General features: G+C 70.1%; 15 protein-coding genes. 4 read left to right on the top strand and 11 right to left on the bottom strand.

The window, feature by feature from the left end; translation table 11 throughout:
* Positions 1–103: 103 nt before the first annotated feature.
* A complete protein-coding gene (locus tag EII34_RS06680; protein ID WP_124844206.1) occupies positions 104–955 on the top strand; it encodes a glycosyltransferase family 2 protein in 852 nt (283 codons plus the stop codon).
* Here the strand turns inward: EII34_RS06680 and EII34_RS06675 are convergent.
* The 10 genes from EII34_RS06675 to EII34_RS06630 are packed head-to-tail and all read right to left on the bottom strand — an operon-like array spanning position 879 to position 12,007.
* Entirely contained in the window at positions 879–2,345 is a 1,467-nt protein-coding gene (locus EII34_RS06675; protein ID WP_260425067.1) for an oligosaccharide flippase family protein, read from the bottom strand. The genes EII34_RS06680 and EII34_RS06675 overlap by 77 nt on opposite strands.
* Complete coding sequence (locus tag EII34_RS06670; RefSeq protein WP_124844204.1) at positions 2,342–3,202, bottom strand: beta-1,6-N-acetylglucosaminyltransferase; 861 nt, start codon at positions 3,200–3,202, stop codon at positions 2,342–2,344. The genes EII34_RS06675 and EII34_RS06670 overlap by 4 nt, the downstream gene beginning before the upstream one ends.
* Positions 3,199–5,445: a hypothetical protein gene (locus tag EII34_RS06665; protein WP_124844202.1), complete on the bottom strand. Its 2,247-nt coding sequence runs from the start codon at positions 5,443–5,445 to the stop codon at positions 3,199–3,201. Before EII34_RS06665 ends, EII34_RS06670 begins: the two co-directional genes overlap by 4 nt.
* Complete coding sequence (locus EII34_RS06660; RefSeq protein ID WP_124844200.1) at positions 5,442–6,533, bottom strand: methyltransferase domain-containing protein; 1,092 nt, start codon at positions 6,531–6,533, stop codon at positions 5,442–5,444. The genes EII34_RS06665 and EII34_RS06660 overlap by 4 nt, the downstream gene beginning before the upstream one ends.
* A complete protein-coding gene (locus tag EII34_RS06655) occupies positions 6,530–7,549 on the bottom strand; it encodes an NAD-dependent epimerase/dehydratase family protein (protein WP_124844198.1) in 1,020 nt (339 codons plus the stop codon). Before EII34_RS06655 ends, EII34_RS06660 begins: the two co-directional genes overlap by 4 nt.
* On the bottom strand, positions 7,546–8,190 hold the full coding sequence (locus EII34_RS06650) for a PIG-L deacetylase family protein (RefSeq protein WP_124844196.1): 645 nt from the start codon (positions 8,188–8,190) through the stop codon (positions 7,546–7,548). The genes EII34_RS06655 and EII34_RS06650 overlap by 4 nt, the downstream gene beginning before the upstream one ends.
* Complete coding sequence (locus tag EII34_RS06645; RefSeq protein WP_124844194.1) at positions 8,187–8,921, bottom strand: sugar phosphate nucleotidyltransferase; 735 nt, start codon at positions 8,919–8,921, stop codon at positions 8,187–8,189. The genes EII34_RS06650 and EII34_RS06645 overlap by 4 nt, the downstream gene beginning before the upstream one ends.
* The gene (locus EII34_RS06640) at positions 8,918–10,159 is read right to left on the bottom strand and encodes a class I SAM-dependent methyltransferase (protein ID WP_124844192.1); all 1,242 of its coding nucleotides are present in this window, start codon (positions 10,157–10,159) and stop codon (positions 8,918–8,920) included. Before EII34_RS06640 ends, EII34_RS06645 begins: the two co-directional genes overlap by 4 nt.
* Positions 10,159–11,151: a glycosyltransferase family 2 protein gene (locus tag EII34_RS06635; protein ID WP_185711211.1), complete on the bottom strand. Its 993-nt coding sequence runs from the start codon at positions 11,149–11,151 to the stop codon at positions 10,159–10,161. Before EII34_RS06635 ends, EII34_RS06640 begins: the two co-directional genes overlap by 1 nt.
* Positions 11,152–11,170: 19 nt before the next feature.
* Positions 11,171–12,007, bottom strand: a complete 837-nt coding sequence (locus tag EII34_RS06630; protein WP_124844188.1) for a glycosyltransferase family 2 protein — start codon at positions 12,005–12,007, stop codon at positions 11,171–11,173.
* Between the two features lie 339 nt (positions 12,008–12,346).
* On the opposite strand from EII34_RS06630, the gene EII34_RS06625 reads away from it, so the two are divergent.
* Together EII34_RS06625 and EII34_RS06620 are read left to right on the top strand one after the other, a co-directional pair.
* Entirely contained in the window at positions 12,347–12,934 is a 588-nt protein-coding gene (locus EII34_RS06625; protein ID WP_185711210.1) for a histidine phosphatase family protein, read from the top strand.
* 70 nt (positions 12,935–13,004) lie between these two features.
* Positions 13,005–13,448 (top strand): DUF4143 domain-containing protein, encoded by a 444-nt coding sequence (locus EII34_RS06620; protein ID WP_124844184.1) that lies wholly within the window; start codon positions 13,005–13,007, stop codon positions 13,446–13,448.
* On the opposite strand, the gene EII34_RS06615 is transcribed toward EII34_RS06620, so the two are convergent.
* Complete coding sequence (locus tag EII34_RS06615; RefSeq protein ID WP_124844182.1) at positions 13,394–14,008, bottom strand: DUF4291 domain-containing protein; 615 nt, start codon at positions 14,006–14,008, stop codon at positions 13,394–13,396. The two genes, EII34_RS06620 and EII34_RS06615, sit on opposite strands and share 55 nt — an antisense overlap.
* Positions 14,009–14,253: 245 nt before the next feature.
* On the opposite strand from EII34_RS06615, the gene mutA reads away from it, so the two are divergent.
* Positions 14,254–16,131 carry a methylmalonyl-CoA mutase small subunit gene (mutA, locus tag EII34_RS06610; RefSeq protein WP_395858077.1) on the top strand — a complete coding sequence of 626 codons (1,878 nt, stop codon included), beginning with the start codon at positions 14,254–14,256 and terminating at the stop codon, positions 16,129–16,131.
* Position 16,132: the final 1 nt, after the last annotated feature.

Here is a 16,132-nt window from a genome sequence, read left to right as displayed (position 1 = left end):
GACAAATGTCGTCCGATCGATCAGCTGGACCCGGACCCGATACCATGGACTTTGGTTAATCACTGTTGCGGCAAACTCCGAGGGGCAGAGGAGCTGGAACCCGATGACGAAGACACCGAACATCTCGGTCTGCATACCGGTCCACCAAGGGGCGGCCACCCTGGCGGCCACCTTGAAGTCAGTGCTGGCTAGTGACTATGACGACTTCGAGGTCGTGGTCCGGGACAACGGCTCGACCGATGACACCTCCGCCATCACAAAATCGTTCAATGATCAACGAATTCGGCTGATCCGGGTCGACGACGCGGTTCCACTGCCCCAGAACTGGCAGGAAACCGTGTTGGCGTCACGGGGAAAATTGGTCAAGATCGTCTGCGCAGATGACCTGATCGGCCCCGACTGCCTCGCGGCACAGGCCGCGGTGCTGGAGGACCCCGAGATCAGCCTGGCCGCCTCGCGTCGTGACTTCATCGACGCCTCCGGCACCGTGCTCACCCACGCCGCAGGGCTGCCCCACCTGCTGGGACGACGCACCGGCATCGACGTGGCCCGCACCACCCTGCGTTACGGCATCAACCCGGTCGGGGAACCGGCCTGCGTGATGTTCCGTCGCGCGGACTTCGACGCCGTCGGGGGATTCGACGGCTCCCGCGTCTACGACATGGACATCGACCTGTGGCTCAGGCTGCTCACCCGGGGAGACCTGTTCGGTTCCCCGGAGAGCCTCGCCTCGTTCCGCATGTGGCCGGAGTCCCTCTCCGCCCACCACACCCGCCAGCAGCTGGCCGACCACCTGAGCTTCCTCCACGCCGTCGCCACCGACCCCAGGAACCACATCCCCCGCGTCGAGCGTTGGCTGTCCCCGCTGACGGCCAGGCTCACATGGCGCGCCTGGGCGATGCGGCAGTGGTACTGGGCGAAGGGTCCGGGTCGCCCGCGCGTTGGAGCCGGATGAGGGCACCGGCGAAGGGCACCAGACACAGGCACGCGAGGACGAACCGGCCGATCTGCCAGCCCATGGTCTGCGGGGCCAGCACCGAGGCCCCGCACAGCAGCACCGTCACCACGACGAGCAGCCACACCCCGGTCCCCGTGGGCACCCGGGGATAGCGGCCCAGCACCGCGAACCGCAGCACCACCGCCTGGGTGAGGAGACCACAGAAGGTGGCGAGCGCGGCACCGTCGATGCCGAGTGGACCGAGGAGCACGAAGGTCAGCACGATCTTCACCAGCACCGCCGATGCCGAGGCCCAGGCCAACGGGGTCGACCACCGGATGGTGACCAGCATCTGGCTGCTGGCGGCCGCGGCCGCGACGGGGAACGCCGCCAGACCGACGAGCGCCACCACCGCGACGAGGCTCTCCTGGCGGTAACTGGCCGGGGCAAAGAGCGCCAGCAGCGGCGGGGCCGCCACCGTGATGCCGATCACCGCCCAGGAGACCAGCTGGAACAACCCGTCCCGGGAACTGGCGATCACCCGCCACCGCTCCTGCTCATCGGCGACCCGGCCCAGTCTGGGCAGCCACGCCCGGTTCGTGAAGGTGAGGATCAGGGCCACGACGTTGCCGACGGTGAAGGCCACCTGGTAGCGGGCCACCTCCTCCTGACCGAGCAACCGCTGGATGATGAATCGGTCCCCCGCGTTGAGCAGGAAGGCCGACAGGGCGGTCAGCGCCAACGGCACCCCGAGCCTGAGTCCCCGCCGCAACGTCACCAGGTCCGCCACCCCGGCGAATCGGGGGCGGGCCCACAGCAGGCCCAGCACCAGGGCGATCGCCTGCCCGATCACCCCACCCAGCGCGTAGACCTCCGGGGTGCGTTCCCAGCCGAACACCAGCACCAGCCCCAGCACCTGACCACCGACGGTGGAGAACAGGGAGACGGTGGCGAACCGGGCCAGCCGATCCTCGGCCTGCAACAGGGACAGCAACAGCATCACCGCCGCGCCGGGCGCGACCCAGCCGAGGGTCAGCCACACCAGGGGCAACGAGCTGAACCCGAGCACCGGGGCCCACCACGGCGCGGTGAGCGCCGCCACGACCACCACCGTCAACTCGATGGTGATCCCGGCCGCGATGAGGTTGCGGGCCGAGGTGGCGTCCTCGTCCTCGACGCGCTGCACCACCAGCGCCTGGTCCAGCCCGAGCACCGTCACGACGATGAGCAGCTGGAACAACGCGATGGCCGCCGACAACGCGCCGAACCCGGGCGGGCCGAAGATCCGGGTCAGGACCGGCGAGACCACCGTCGCGACGATCATCTGCATCGACCAGATGAGGACGTAGAGCATCCCCCGACCGAACAGGTCGGAGGTCTGCCCCACCCGGGCCCTGGCCGCCTTCACGGCAGCGGCCAGATCTGCTCTTCGATGCGGTCCAGCACCTCGAAGGAGCCCTCACTGAACTTCCGGGCGAACATCGCCGGGGCGACGTCGCGGGTGCGGGCGGCCTGCATCGCCACCAGGTCCCCCATCCCCAGCTCCACCGGGTGTGGGCTGGGGGCCTTGCCCCAGTCGATGTACCAGGCGTGCCTGCCGCGCACGTGGCTGGACTCCCAGTCCATGCCGAACGACGGGGAGTTCAGCAGGGTGGGGATCATCACCTCGTCCGGGATCCAGGTCGTCGCGAAGTACTCCACGATCTCGGGGCGACGGTCCACCAGCTCCAGCAGCCGTTCGGCGTGGTGCCGCGCCAGGATCTTCAACTGCGACCCCCCGGTGGGTCGGATCCCCCGCAACCAGCGCCTCGGCACGAGGTGCCACACCCGTTTCCGGTCCTGCACCCGGTTGCGGAAGATGAACCGGTCGTAGCCCCCCATCGGCCCCCAGTACCACAGGGGCAGGGCCTTGGTCTCCGCCCAGGACACCCCTCGCAGTCGGCCCAGCCGGTCGACGATCCGGGTCACCGGGGCCAGCGGGTAGTCGGAGCCGGTCATGAGGATCAGGTGCTCGGCATCGCTGGCCTCCAACGCCGCCCGGTACCCCGCCAGTTCCGCCATGACCAGATCCATCGTCGCCCAGTCGGAGGCGTGCCGCTCCACCAGCGACACCCGCTCCGACAGCCCCGCGGTGAGTTCGGTGAAACGTTCCTGCGGCACGCGGGAGTCGACGTGCAGGAAGACCGGCAGCTCCGCCATCGCGGTGACGATCCGCTGCAGCAGGCGCGGCTTGTCGTGGGCCATCAGCACCACTGCGGCACTCATCGGGCACCCCCCTCGGGCAGCTGGTAGATGGTCACCCCGGGGCCCTCGTGGACCACGCTCACCCCCGGTCGGGCCCGCAGCGCCTCCTCCAGCCGGGTCTGGTCGGCCACACGCTGCTGACCGTACCGTTCGTCGAACTTCTTCATCATGTCGGTGGCCAGCACGAAACGTCGCTCCCCCGGCTCGGCCAGCCACAGCCCCATCAACAGGTCGAGATCCTCCTCCGGGTCGTAGGCGGCCCCCGTCGTCGCCGGGTAGATGGGGTGCGAGGTGTCACGCAGCAGCAGGTCCCGGGCGATGTAGTACTGCTGACGCCCGGAGATCTGGAGCGGCTCGGCCAGCTGTGAGCCGAGGGTGAAGGTCAGGTCCTGGTCGGTGACCTCCGACTCCAGCCACTGGATCGCGGCGACGTGGTGACGGTTGATCACCCGGGTCTGATCCATCCCGGTGGTGCCCAGCACGAACACACTGGTCAGCACCACGACGACGAGGTTGCGCACCGGGTGCCACGGGGCGGACCAGAACCGACGCCCCGTCGTCGGCATGTTGATCGAGCCCAGGATGGCCAGCCACGGCAGGCTGAACAGCGCCACCCGGAAGATGCCCTCCGAGCCGTACGAGGAGGCGAAGAACAACCCGATGGGGCTCGCCGCGGCCAGCAGCAACCCCAGCGTCATCCGGCCCCGGTACCGCACCAGCGCCACCAGAGCCGCCACCCCGATCCCGACCAGCGCGGCCGACGGCACGAGGAAGGTCAGCCGGTTCGTCAGGTCCGGGGTCAGGGCGGTGGAGATCGGCCGCTCCGGGGAGCGGAAGTTGGCCAGGATGTTGAACAGCTCGTCGACCTCCACGTACCGGGTGAGCACCCCCCGGTTCAGCAGCGCCCACACCGTGGCGGGGGCGACGAGCAGCAGCGGGGTCCACCAGCCCTTGATGAACCGGGCGAACACCAGCGCGCCGCACACCAGGGCCGCCATGAAGGGGCTCAGCTGGTGGGTCGGGGCCACGACGACCGCCATGAGCAGCGCCAACCACACCCGGGACCACGTGAACCCGGCGGTGTTGCGCAGCAGCGCCAGGAAGGCGACGGTGACGAAGGAGAACCCGATCACCTGCGGGGCGTAGAAGCTGGTGGTCAGGCTGGAGCCGAGGGCGAACACCAGTGCCGCCCACCAGGCCCGCTCCTCGTCGACGAAGTACCTGGCCAACGCGGCGACCACGAGGCAGTTGACCCCTGCCCAGGCCGCGCCGAAGAATGCGGCGTAGCCCAGCAGGTCGGCCCAGCCGGCGGCCTGCTGGACGAGGGCCCCGGAGGAGAACAGCCCCGCGTAGGCCTGGTAGATGCCCTGGGTGCGGTCCAGGCCACCCTGCTGGATGATGAGTTCGGTCACCCCGATGTGTCTGGCCGCGACCTGCACCGTCGGGGTGCCGTACATGAAGGCCTGGCTGACCGGGGCCACCATCGACAGCAGCACGACGGTCCAGCCGAGCCCCTTGGTGCGGGAGAACGACCAGCACACCGCGACGACCAGCACGGCCAGCCCGAGGAACCAGACGGGTCCCGCCGCGATGGCGGCCCCGTGGGGTGCCGGGAGCTGGGGACGGGACGCGGCGGTGGCGACGGCGATGACGAAACCCGCGGTGGCGAGTCCCGTCGGCCCGAGGAAGAAGTACCGCATCGCCAGACCGACGTGGGAGAGCCGGAACCGGGCGGACTCCTGCCGGGCACCCCACATCGCGGCCCCCGCCGAGACCAGCAGGATGAGTGCGGCCATGGGGCGGGGATACCAGAGGTGGGTCAGGGCGGCGGGCAGGCTGACCAGGATGAGCACCCCGACGCTGCCGATCAGCCAGGAGAGCACCAGGTCGGTGCCCCGGAACTGGGCCATCACCCCGATGGCGACACCCGGCACGGTGTGCAGGGCGACGGCGATGACGACCCCCCAGAGGCCTCCCTCGACCCCGATGAGGGTGCCGACGGCCCCCCAGGCACCGAGCATCGCGACGACCAGCCCCAGCCACACCCGGTTCACCCGGAGTTCGGTCGCCTCCGCGGGTTCGACGATGGCGGCCGGGTGCATCTCCGGCTCGGGCGCGTCAGAGGCCCTCGTCGGTCTGCTCGTGACGGGTCCGGGCGGGGGCGGCTGGGTGGCCGCCGGGGCCTGCCCGGGACCGGCCGCCGGGCCGGGAGGTGGCGGCCCCTGACGGGTACGGTTCTGCTTGGCGTGTCCAGAGCGTTTCATGGGTGGTCTCCGTCCATGACCACCTCGTCGAGGGTCACGAGACGGTCGGCCAGCTCCGGGAAGGTCTCCCGGAGTTCCAGGTGGAGTTCGGGCAGCAACAGCAGCACCTCGTCCGGATCGGCGGCGAGCAGCTCCTCGGGACTGACCACCGGGATGCGGGAGCCCGGCAGGCAGCGCCCCTGCTTCGCGGGGGCGGCGTCCCCGACGGCGAGGACGGCGGCCGCCGCCTCCCCCACCATCGCGAGCTCCGCCACGGCCTTCGACGCGGCCGGGTAGGCGTGGAGCCGGGTCCCGGTACGACGACGTGCGGTGAGGAAGTCACGGAGTCGTGTGACCTGCCGCGTCACCTCGTCGGCCAGCGGGGCCAACCCCTGCCGGGTGGCCAGTCCCTCCTCCGCGGCCATGGCCAGGGCCAGCTCCGCGTCGGGACGGCCGTCCCGGCTGCACAGCACCAGCGCCACGCCCCCGTACAGCGGGTAGCGCAGCACCTCGGTGGGGAACAGCCCGACGGTGCGCAGGGCCGTCGCCAGGGTGGTGAGGGAGAAGTAGCCGGGATGGCCGTGCCGCACCGTGGTCCACTGACGGGTGCGCACGATGTCGCCGAGCGGCTGGATCAGGAACACCGCCAGGCCCCCGTCGGCCAGTGCCGAGGCGCGCTGCCGGAGCGCCCGGGGCAGGTCGGTGACGTGCATCAGGCCGAAGTTGTCCACCAGCAGGTCGGCGGGTCCCTCGGTCGGGGTCAGGGGCAGGTGCGGCAACCAGCTCCCGCCGTGGGGGGACGGGAACTCCACGACCGTGCGTCGTCCCCGCAGGTGGCCGAGCCGGGTCAGGTCGGCCACCGCCTGCCGGGCCTGGTCCACCACCGCCCGCGGTTCGGGCACCGGGAGCTCCGCCCCGACGGTGTCGTCGCGCTCCAGCTGCACCAGACCGCAGCCGTGGCACAGCCCGAGCGCCAGCGGATGGGTCGGGTCCGGGAGCGGGTCGGTGGGCAGCGGCCAGTGCCGGACCGACGGCTGCTCGCCGAGGTCCAGCACGATCTCCAGGTCATCGCCACCGCAGAGCAGGCACCGTGCCGGTGGTGTGGTCACGGAACCGCCCTGAGGTCGTCGTCGAGCAGGCCCGCCTGCCGCAGCTCCCTGATCCGGGCCAGCCGCACGAAGTCCCGTTCGAAACGCTGCCGGGTCATCCCGTGCTCGCGGTACGCGGCCACCAGCTCCTTCACCCCGTCGGTGATGGAACGGAACCCACCCAGCCCGGGCAGGAGCCGCCGCAGCAGTGAGAAGTCCACCCGGTAGGAGCGGGGATCGTTGCCCGCCTCACCCGTGATGCGGACCCCCGCCCCGGTCTCGGCGGCCACGGCCTCGGCGATCTCGGCGACGGTGACGTTGCCCGCCTCGCTCCCGACGTTGATCTTCACTCCTCGCACCAGGTCCGTCGGCGCGGCCAGGACCGCGATGAACACCTCGGCGATGTCGGCGGCGTGGACCAGTGGCCGCCACGGCGTGCCGTCGGAGAGCACCAGCACCTCACCGGTGAGCAGGGCGTGTCCCACGAGGTTGTTCAGCACGATGTCGGCCCGCAGCCTGGGGGAGAAACCGAAGGCGGTGGCGTTGCGCAGCGAGACGGGGCAGAAGGAGGCATCCGCCAGGTCGTCCAGCTCCGCCTCGACCCGCACCTTGCTCACCGCGTAGGGAGTGACCGGCGCGAGCGTCGCGTCCTCCGCGACGAGCCGGTCCCCGGCCGCGCCGTAGACGCTGCAGGTGGAGGAGTACAGGAACCGTCCCACCCCGGCCTGCTTCGCCGCCGCCGCGAGCCGCACCGCCGCGTGATGGTTGATGTCGTAGGTGATCCCGGGCGCGAGGTTGCCGAGCGGGTCGTTCGACAGCGCCGCCAGGTGGATCACCGCGTCGAAACCCTCCAGCTGCCGGGCCGTGACCTCCCGCAGGTCCACCCGCAGGCCGGGCGGGTCGTCGGGGGCGGGCCCGAGCACACGGTCGGCGAACCATCCGACATCCAGTCCGACGACGTCGTGACCGGCACGTCGCAGCACCGGGGCCATCACGGTCCCGAGGTACCCCTGGTGGCCGGTGAGCAGGACTTTCATGACTGGGCTCCGATCTGGACGAGGGTCTTCGGCACGACGAAGGCCTCGGCGTGGCGTCGGTTGCACTGGATGCCACGCAGCCGCATGAGCGCGGTGAAGGCCTCGGCGTCGAACCAGGGATGGTGTGCCTGGCTGGGATAGCAGCGGGTGATGAGATCCACCTTGAGGCGGACGAACTCCTCGGGGACGGCCACGAAGGTGGTGGGGACGGGCAGGTCCGACTCGTACTTGGCGATCTCGTAGCCCCACACCGGCTGGCGACGGAAGGTCTGGGCGCACAGCTCGGCCACCAGGCGGTGGTCCTGGTGGGCGTCCCCCGGCTGGGGGCAGATCACCAGGTCCGGCTCCCCCGCGTCCCTGAGCGCCACCACCTGCTGCTTGGCCGCCAGCCAGTGGCCCGGCAGCCGGTTGTCCGGCAGGTCCGCGACGGTGAGCGTGAGGTCCGCACCGTCGCACAGCTCGGTGAGCGCGGCCCGTTCCTCGGCCTCGCGTTCGCTGTCGGCCCCGGTCAGCACCAGCGCCGTCACCCGCAGCCCGGGACGGGCGCGGCCGAGCATCGCGACGGTGGCCCCGGCACCGATGGCGATGTCGTCGCAGTGCGCCCCCACCAGGGCCAGGTGGTCGATCTCCGGCAGGATCACACGATCTCCATCCGACGGGCCCAGCGGGCCTGACCAGCGGTCCAGATCTCATCCAGGTGTGCCCGCTCCTTGAAGGTGTCCGCGGGCATCCAGAACCCCTCGTGCTGGTGCGCCAGGGCGTGTCCCGCCTCGGTGACCACGCCGAAGGCCTCGAGCAGGTCCGCCCCGTCGGAGAGCTCGTCCAGGAAGGAGGGCCGCAGGATCAGGTAACCGCCGTTGACCCACATCGAGACATCCCCCATCTCGCTGAGGAAGGCGATCCGCCCCTCGGCCGTGAGGTGGATCACGTGGTAGGAGGCCCGGGGCCTGACCGCCAGCATCATGGCCCTCGCCTCCGGTGCCGCGGTCATCTGCGCGACCATCGCGTCGAGGCTGACATCACTCAACACGTCGGAGTAGTTGACGAAGAACATCTCCTGGTCGGCCACGTGGTCACGGACCTGCCACAGCCGCTGCCCGATGCTGGTGTCCTCCCCGGTGTGGACGTGCCTGACCCGCCAGGTCGCGAACTCCGGCCGTCTGGTGACGACCTCGTCGACGGCGCGCTGCACCTGGTCGGCCGCGTACCCCAGGCACAGCACGAAGTCGGTGTGCCCGTAACTGGCGTAGTGGCTCATCACGTGGACCACCAGGGGCAGGTCCCCGACGAGCTGGAGGGGTTTCGGCAACCCCTCACCGTCCCAGCCGCGCATCCGCATGCCGTGACCACCGCAGAACAGCACCACCTTCATCGCGGTGCCACCTCCTCCACCTCCAGGTGGGGCACGGGGAACACCAGCCGGGTCCCGGGCCGCAGCGTCGCGGAGAGTTGGGCGGTGATCTCCTGCCGCAGGTTCCACGGCAGCACCACCACGTCGTCGGGGGCATCCTCGACGAGGTGCTCCGGCGGCACCACCGGGATCCGGGAACCCGGGGCGTAGCGGCCGTGCTTGAAGGTGTTCATGTCGGCTCCGTAGGCCAGCAGGTCAGGACGGATGCCACAGTAGTTCAACAGGGTGTTGCCCTTCCCCGGCATCCCGTAGGCGACGACACGACGTCCCTGCCGCCGGGCCTCGACGAGGTGGGCGACCAGGTCGTCACGGATGCGCGCCACCCGCTCCGCCAGGCCGAGATACCCCTCGGGGCGGTCCAGTCCTGCGTCGCGTTCCATCGCCACCACCTCCGCCACCGAGGGCAGCTCCTGGTGCGGGGAGTCCTCACGGACCGCCCACAACCGGATGGAGCCGCCGTGGGTGGGCAGGAGCTCCACGTCCACCAGTCGCAACCCACCCGCGGCCAGGCCACGTCCGGCCGCCAGCACGCTCCAGTACTGGAAGTGCTCGTGGTAGATGGTGTCGAACTGCGCCAGGGTGATCAGCGACAGGGCGTGGTGCACCTCGATGGAGACCCAGCCGTCGCGGTCCACCAGCCCCGCCAGGCCACGGGTGAAGCCGATGATGTCCGGGATGTGCGCCCAGACGTTGTTGGCCACGACGAGCCTGGCCGGGCCGTTCTCGGCCCGCACCCGGGCCGCCACCTCCTCGTCGAGGAAGGCCCGGAGCATCGGCACCCCCTTCGCCCGGGCGGCCTCGCTGCAGTTGACGCTGGGTTCGATGCCGAGGCACCGGATCCCGGCGGCGACGACGTGCTGCAGCAGGTAGCCGTCGTTGGCGGCCACCTCCACCACCAGGTCATCGGGGCTCAGTCCGAGCCGGACGATGGCCTGGTCCACGAAACGGCGGGCGTGCTCCACCCAGGAGGTGGAGAAGGAGGAGAGGTAGGCGTAGTCGCCGCCGAAGGTCTCCTGCGGTGTGATCAGTGCCGGGATCTGCAGCAGCAGGCACTCCCGGCACAGTCTCAGGTGCAGCGGATACGTGACCTCCGGCAGGTCGAGCTGCTCCTTGGTCAGGAACGACTCGCACGGCGGGCTGGCCCCGAGATCCAGCACGGACATCAGCGCCCGGGCACCACACAGTCGACATGTCGTCATCACACCGACCCCCGGGCGGGTCGCTCGACCACGAAGGCGGAGCGGTCCTTCCGGATCACCGCCAGGCCGACGACGTAACCGACGGTGGTGACCACCAGTCCGGAGACGATCGCCAGGGCACCACCGAGCCCCCGTGCCCCGGTGCGCAGCACGGAGCCCAGCTCACGCAGCACGCCGCGTGGCAGGACCTTCGTGGTGTAGCTCATCTCGGCGGCCAGGGCCACCTGACGGGAGGTGCGTTCCGTCACCGCCGCCTTGGAGATGCCCTCCGCGTAGCAGCGACGCCACAGGTAGTTCCATCGCAGCCGGTCCGGGCTGACCCGGTGGCGCACCACGCTGGCGGGTTCGAACAGGATCCGGCCCTCGGGGTGGCTCATCCGGGCGCGGATGCACAGTTCGGTCTCCTCGCAGCCGTAGGGCACCTTCCCCACCCTCCCCAGGTCCTCACCGAACAGCCCTGCGGTGGCGAAGACCTCGGTGCGGAAGGCCATGGAGCAGCCCATGACGTTGCGGATCGGGGCGAGCCCGGTGGGCATGCCCCGGTAGGAGCAGCCCACGACCCAGTCCAGCTCCCCCCGCTCCCCCGTCGCGGCGGGCAGCGACGGGGGACGCCTCGCCCCGTCGGGCCAGCGGGGCACGGCCGCCCCGCCGGTGACCATGACCGACTCGTCGTCGAACGGGGCGAGCAGCGCGGCCAACCATCCCGGCTCCGGGGTGGCGTCGTCGTCGAGGAAGACCACCAGGTCGGTGTCGATCATCTCGATGGCGGTGTTGCGGGCCCCGGACAGACCACGACGGCGGGCGTTCGGCACCGCCTCGACGAGCGGGTCGGGGAGCTGCCGGGCGCGGGCCAGCAGGTCGGCGTTGTGGTCGACGGTCACCAGCACCCGGCCCTCGCGCCCGGACTCCCGGAGCTGGGTGGCGGCCGTGAGGACCCCCTCCTGGAGGTCCGTCCAGCGCTCCAGCGTGTAGGCACAGACCACGATGGTCACGCTGTGGCTCATCAGGGCCTCAGGCAGCCATGGCGGAGGTGGTGGACTCCCAGTCGCGGGTGCGCAGGCGGCAGTCCGGCGAGTGGTGCCGAGCGGGGGCGGTCACCAGTCGGCTCGGCTTGGCACGGCCACCCCGGTGGGTCTCGACGGCGATGGTGCGCAGCACGCGCTGCCCGTCGGCGAAGGTGCGCAGGTTGCTCTCACCGTGGATGCGGTCCAGCTCGAAGCTGGGCACCTCGGTGACGGCGAGTCCCGCCTGGGCGACCCGGACCGCCACGAGGGTCTCGATCTCGAAGCCGTCACCCCAGATGCCACTGCCGTCGACCGGGGTCGGCTGATCCGGGTCGGGAAGTTTCAGGGCGGGGAGGATGTCCCGCCAGAAGGCGTTGTAGCCGTAGCAGAGGTCGGTGAAGTGGGTGCCGAGCCTCAGGTTGCTGATGCGGTTGAGCCACCGGTTGCCGGTGGAACGCAACAGGGTGAGGTCCACCGAGCCCCCTCCGGGGAGGTAGCGCGAGCCCTTCGCGAAGTCGGCGCCGTCGACCAGGGCCTGGACGAAGGACTCGATCTCGCACGGGTCGGCCGAGCCGTCGGCGTCGAGGGTGACGATGACGTCACCGGTGGCGGCGTGCATCCCGCACACCAGGGCGTTGCCCTTGCCCTTGCGGGTCTGCTGGACGACGGTGAGGTTGTCCAGCATCCGTCGGGCCACGTCCACGGTGTCGTCGGTGGAGTTGGCGTCCACCAGCACCACCTGGTGGACATCGGGGAGGTCCGGGATGAGGACCTCCAGGTTGCGCGCCTCGTTCTTGGTTGGAATGACGATGGAAACCCGCGGACTGTAGGTGCGATGAGCCATGGTCTGTATTCCCCCTGCCCCTCTTCCCCGGGGCAGGACACCTGCCCCTCGGGATGATGAAAGTTGTATGTCTGGCAAGGACATCTTGGCTGCCCCGAGGCCCTGAACGCGCCCTGAATCCGCCCTCCCGGCCAAACGGATGACGCCGGAATTTCGCGTGTCATCCTCATGGACGGCGGCGCAGGGTGGTTAACTTTCGTGAATCGTCGAAGGGCTGGACGCGGGGTCACCTCGCGTGTCCCCACCGCGACGAGGCACGCCGAGGTCGAGAAGTCGATTTTCCGACATGTCGAGACCGGTGGGCCGACGGGCACCCTCGGCAGGGCCTACCATCACTCCATGCGATTGATCCTGATCCGGCACGGTGAGACCCAGAGCAACGTCGACCACCTCCTCGACACCGCCTTCCCGGGGGCACCGCTCACGGATCGGGGACACGCCCAGGCCGCTTCCCTGCCCGACCGGTTGGCCAAGGAACCCATCGAGGCGGTGTTCGCCTCCGTCCTGACCCGCGCCCAGCAGACCGCCGCTCCGCTCGGCGAGGCCCTGGGGCTCGAGGTCGAGGTGATCGACGGGGTGCAGGAGATCAGCGCAGGTGTGGAGGAGATGAGCCCGGACTGGAGCACCTACGTCGCGGAACTGGCCTCCTGGAGCCCGACGAACGTGGACTCGAGGCTGGAGGGCGGTGAGTCGGCCCGGGAGTTCATGACCCGGTTCACCACGGCGGTCACCGAGGTCGAGGCACGGGGTCACGCCTGTGCGGCGATCGTGAGTCACGGCGCGGCCCTGCGGGTGTGGGGACTCGCCCAGCAGCCGGAGTTCGGCATCGAGAACGCCCCGCCGCTGGAGAACACCGCCTGGATCGTCCTCAACGGCTCGATGGCCGACGGCTGGACCATCGAGGACTGGGGCCAGCAGACCCGCTGACCCGCCCCACCAACCGCCCCACCCGAACCCGCTCCCGCCCCCACCGGGCACGAATCGCCGTTCTGCTTCGATGGCAGCGTTGACATCGCGACTTCGCGCAAGCAACCCGCCAGTTGGTGCACGACCCCCGCCGCTCCGAGATGGGCTGCTCAGGGGCGAGGACAATCGGACGGTGGGTGCCACGAGCACCTGGCTCGGTGCGCTGTTCGAGTCCTTGACCACGCAGAGTCTGCACGTCTACGCCGACGTCGTCGATGCACGGATCGGGCACCTGCGCACGAAGGACACCACCCGGGAGATCGACCTGATCGTCGAGGGACAGAACAGACGCGTGGTTGCCGTCGAGGTGAAGCTCGCGAGCAGCGTGAGCGACCACGACGTCCGGCATCTCAACTGGCTGCGGTCAAAGCTCGGCGACCGACTGGTCAATCGAGTGGTGGTGACCACCGGCCCTCACGCCTACCGTCGGCCGGACGGCGTGGTCGTGGCCCCCTTGGCCCTCCTGGACCCCTGACCCGGGATGATGCGTCGAAGGATGTCCTCGGGCAGGGGGTAGGGCCTCTCGGGCGGCAGGAGCCGTGTGGCCTGCGCGGCGCGGCCACCCTGGACGAGGTCGGCGATCCTTCGGGCGCGACCCGTGAGGTCGGTGATCCCGACCACCCAGTCGTCGACGAAGGTGCGGATGAGGTGGCGGCTGATCCCGACCTGGATGCTGTAGTGGTTGAGGGCCGCTCCTCTGAGGGAACGTTCCGGGTCCCACTGGACGTGGACCTCGGCGGCCGACAGGGCGTCCGGGTGGGCGTCGGTCAGCACGGCCTTGCCCAGCGCCCCCTCCCATCCGCTGCGGGTGATCCGAACCGCCAGGATCCGTTCCTGGCCGGATTTGCGCCCCCAATTGCTTCGGTGCATGAGCCACAGGAACGAAGGTTTGATCCAGGTCATCCGGTGGAAGCTGAAGGGGGCGACGAACTGGCCAGCCCTGAGGGCTGCGTCGGCGATCACCGGGGAGTATGCCTGGTACATGACGATGGTGTCGCGGTCGTGGTCGGCCCGCACCTCATGAAGTCCGCTCATTGTCGCCCTCTCGATAATTTCCGTCGCCACGACACAATACATGCAGCCGCCCCAGCGGCCGACCCCACGGACCACACCGCCTGTCGCCCGCCGAACCCCATTGGTTGGACCATTTGCCCTTGCAGGGCGGGACCCGGTCTCCAAAAGCTCACCCCCGCGACGCACAACTGCACCACTGGGCTAGTGTTGACTCATTGGGACCCGGTGTCCCGGAACGCCTTCCGGGGCTCGTCAGACCGATATGGATGGAGAGCATGAGCGCAGAAGAATCAAGCGCAGCCGACCTCAGCCTGGCTGCCGACTTCGCCACCCCGACGCTTGAGGCGTGGGAGAAGGAGGTGCTGAAGGTCCTCAACCGGAAGCGCCCGGAGGGCAAGGAACTGAGCATCGAGCAGGCCTACAAGCGCCTGACCAGCACGACCGTCGACGGCTTGGTCATCAAGCCCCTCTACACGCTGGAGGACGGGGCCGAGGAGATCGGCTACCCCGGTGTCGCCCCCTTCACGCGTGGCACGACGGTACGTACCGGCGAGATGGACGAGGGCTGGTTCATCGCCCAGCTCGTCGAGGACCCGGATGTCGCCGCCGCCCGCAGGGCCGTCGACGAGGACCTGGAACGCGGCACCTCGGCCGTGTGGGTGCGGATCGACCCCGACGCGGTGCCCGCCGACAAGCTCTCGGACGTCCTGGGTGACGTCCTGTTCGACCTGGCCCCGGTGCACGTGTCGTCCAACACCGACGAGTTGGCCGCCGCCCGCGCCCTGGTCGAGGTGCTGAAGGCCTCTGGCAAGGAGAACATCCGCGGCAGCCTCGGCATCGACCCCATCGGTTTCGCCGCGATGAACGGTGGCCTGCCCGACCAGTCGGTGGTGGCGGAGGCCGTCGAGCTCGCCAAGCCGTTCCCCGGCCTCAGGCCGCTCGTCGTCGACGCCTGGCGCTACGACTCGATGGGGGCCGGCGACGTGCAGCAGCTGGCCTACGCACTGGCCACCGGCGTCGAGTACGTCCGGGCCCTCACCGAGCTCGGCCTGGGTGTCGACGAGGCGTTCGACAGGATCGCCTTCCGCGTCTCCGCGAACACCGACCAGTTCATCACCATCGCCCGGCTGCGCGCGCTGCGTGCCCTGTGGGCCCGGGTCGGCGAGGTGCTGGGGGTCAGCCCGGAACACCGGGGCGCGGTCCAGCACGCCGTCACCTCGCTGCGTGAGACCTCCCGCGACGACGCCTACGTCAACGTGCTGCGCGGCACCATCTCGGCCTTCGCCGCAGCCGTCGGCCAGGCCGAGACCATCACGGTGCTGCCGCTCGACGCCGCGATCGGCCTGCCGAACGACCTCAGCCGTCGCATCGCCCGCAACACCCAGATCCTGCTGGCCGAGGAGTCGAACATCGGCCGGGTCAACGACCCCGCCGGTGGGGCCTGGTTCGTCGAGTCCATGACGCAGCAGCTGTCGGAGAAGGCCTGGGAGCTGTTCGGCCAGCTCGACGAAGCGGGCATGGCCAAGGCCGTCGCCGACGGTGTCGTCGCATCCCAGCTGGCGGCCACCAACGAGGCGCGCGCAGCGCTCCTGGCGACGCGCAAGCTGCCGCTCACCGGCGTCTCGATGTTCCCGAACCACACCGAGGAGCTGCTGGAGCGCACACCCCGACCCCAGGCCCCGGAGCTGGGAGGGATCCCGTTCGTGCGCGACTCCGAGGTCTTCGAGGCACTGCGTGACCGCTCGGCCGCAGCGGCCAAGCGCCCGACGGTGCTGCTGGCCTGCCTCGGTACCCGCCGTGACTTCGGTGGCCGGGAGGGCTTCACCTCGAACCTGTACCACGTCGGCGGCATCGACACCGTCATCGCGGAGGGCACCGACCCGCAGGTCTTCGTCGAGGCCCTGAAGCAGGCGGACACCACCATCGCGGTGCTGTGCTCCAGCGCGAAGGTCTACGCCGAGCACGGACTCACCGTCGCGAGGGCCCTCAAGGAGGCCGGGGCCGAGGAGGTCCGGGTCGCCGGCCAGTTCAAGGAACTGGGTGCCGACGAGGCCGCAATCAAGGAGGTCGTGGACGGCAACGTCTTCGACGGTATGAACGTGGTGGAGCTGCTCGCCGCCACCCTGGACAAGCTGGAGGCCTGAG

Origin of the sequence: Arachnia propionica (assembly GCF_003859805.1) — a bacterium.
GTDB lineage: Bacteria > Actinomycetota > Actinomycetes > Propionibacteriales > Propionibacteriaceae > Arachnia > Arachnia propionica_C.
The sequence above is the reverse complement of the archived record's forward strand: the minus strand, read 5'-3'. Positions and strand labels throughout refer to the sequence as shown.

What these genes read in the sequence shown, in the direction of transcription:
- EII34_RS06670 (WP_124844204.1), bottom strand. Translation starts at nt 3,202, where the DNA reads ATGAGTGCCGCAGTGGTGCTGATGGCCCACGACAAGCCGCGCCTGCTG.
- EII34_RS06640 (WP_124844192.1), bottom strand. Translation starts at nt 10,159, where the DNA reads ATGACGACATGTCGACTGTGTGGTGCCCGGGCGCTGATGTCCGTGCTG.
- EII34_RS06625 (WP_185711210.1), top strand. Translation starts at nt 12,347, where the DNA reads ATGCGATTGATCCTGATCCGGCACGGTGAGACCCAGAGCAACGTCGAC.
- EII34_RS06615 (WP_124844182.1), bottom strand. Translation starts at nt 14,008, where the DNA reads ATGAGCGGACTTCATGAGGTGCGGGCCGACCACGACCGCGACACCATC.
- EII34_RS06620 (WP_124844184.1), top strand. Translation starts at nt 13,005, where the DNA reads ATGGCAGCGTTGACATCGCGACTTCGCGCAAGCAACCCGCCAGTTGGT.
- mutA (WP_395858077.1), top strand. Translation starts at nt 14,254, where the DNA reads ATGGAGAGCATGAGCGCAGAAGAATCAAGCGCAGCCGACCTCAGCCTG.
- EII34_RS06655 (WP_124844198.1), bottom strand. Translation starts at nt 7,549, where the DNA reads ATGAAAGTCCTGCTCACCGGCCACCAGGGGTACCTCGGGACCGTGATG.
- EII34_RS06680 (WP_124844206.1), top strand. Translation starts at nt 104, where the DNA reads ATGACGAAGACACCGAACATCTCGGTCTGCATACCGGTCCACCAAGGG.
- EII34_RS06645 (WP_124844194.1), bottom strand. Translation starts at nt 8,921, where the DNA reads ATGAAGGTGGTGCTGTTCTGCGGTGGTCACGGCATGCGGATGCGCGGC.
- EII34_RS06630 (WP_124844188.1), bottom strand. Translation starts at nt 12,007, where the DNA reads ATGGCTCATCGCACCTACAGTCCGCGGGTTTCCATCGTCATTCCAACC.
- EII34_RS06665 (WP_124844202.1), bottom strand. Translation starts at nt 5,445, where the DNA reads ATGAAACGCTCTGGACACGCCAAGCAGAACCGTACCCGTCAGGGGCCG.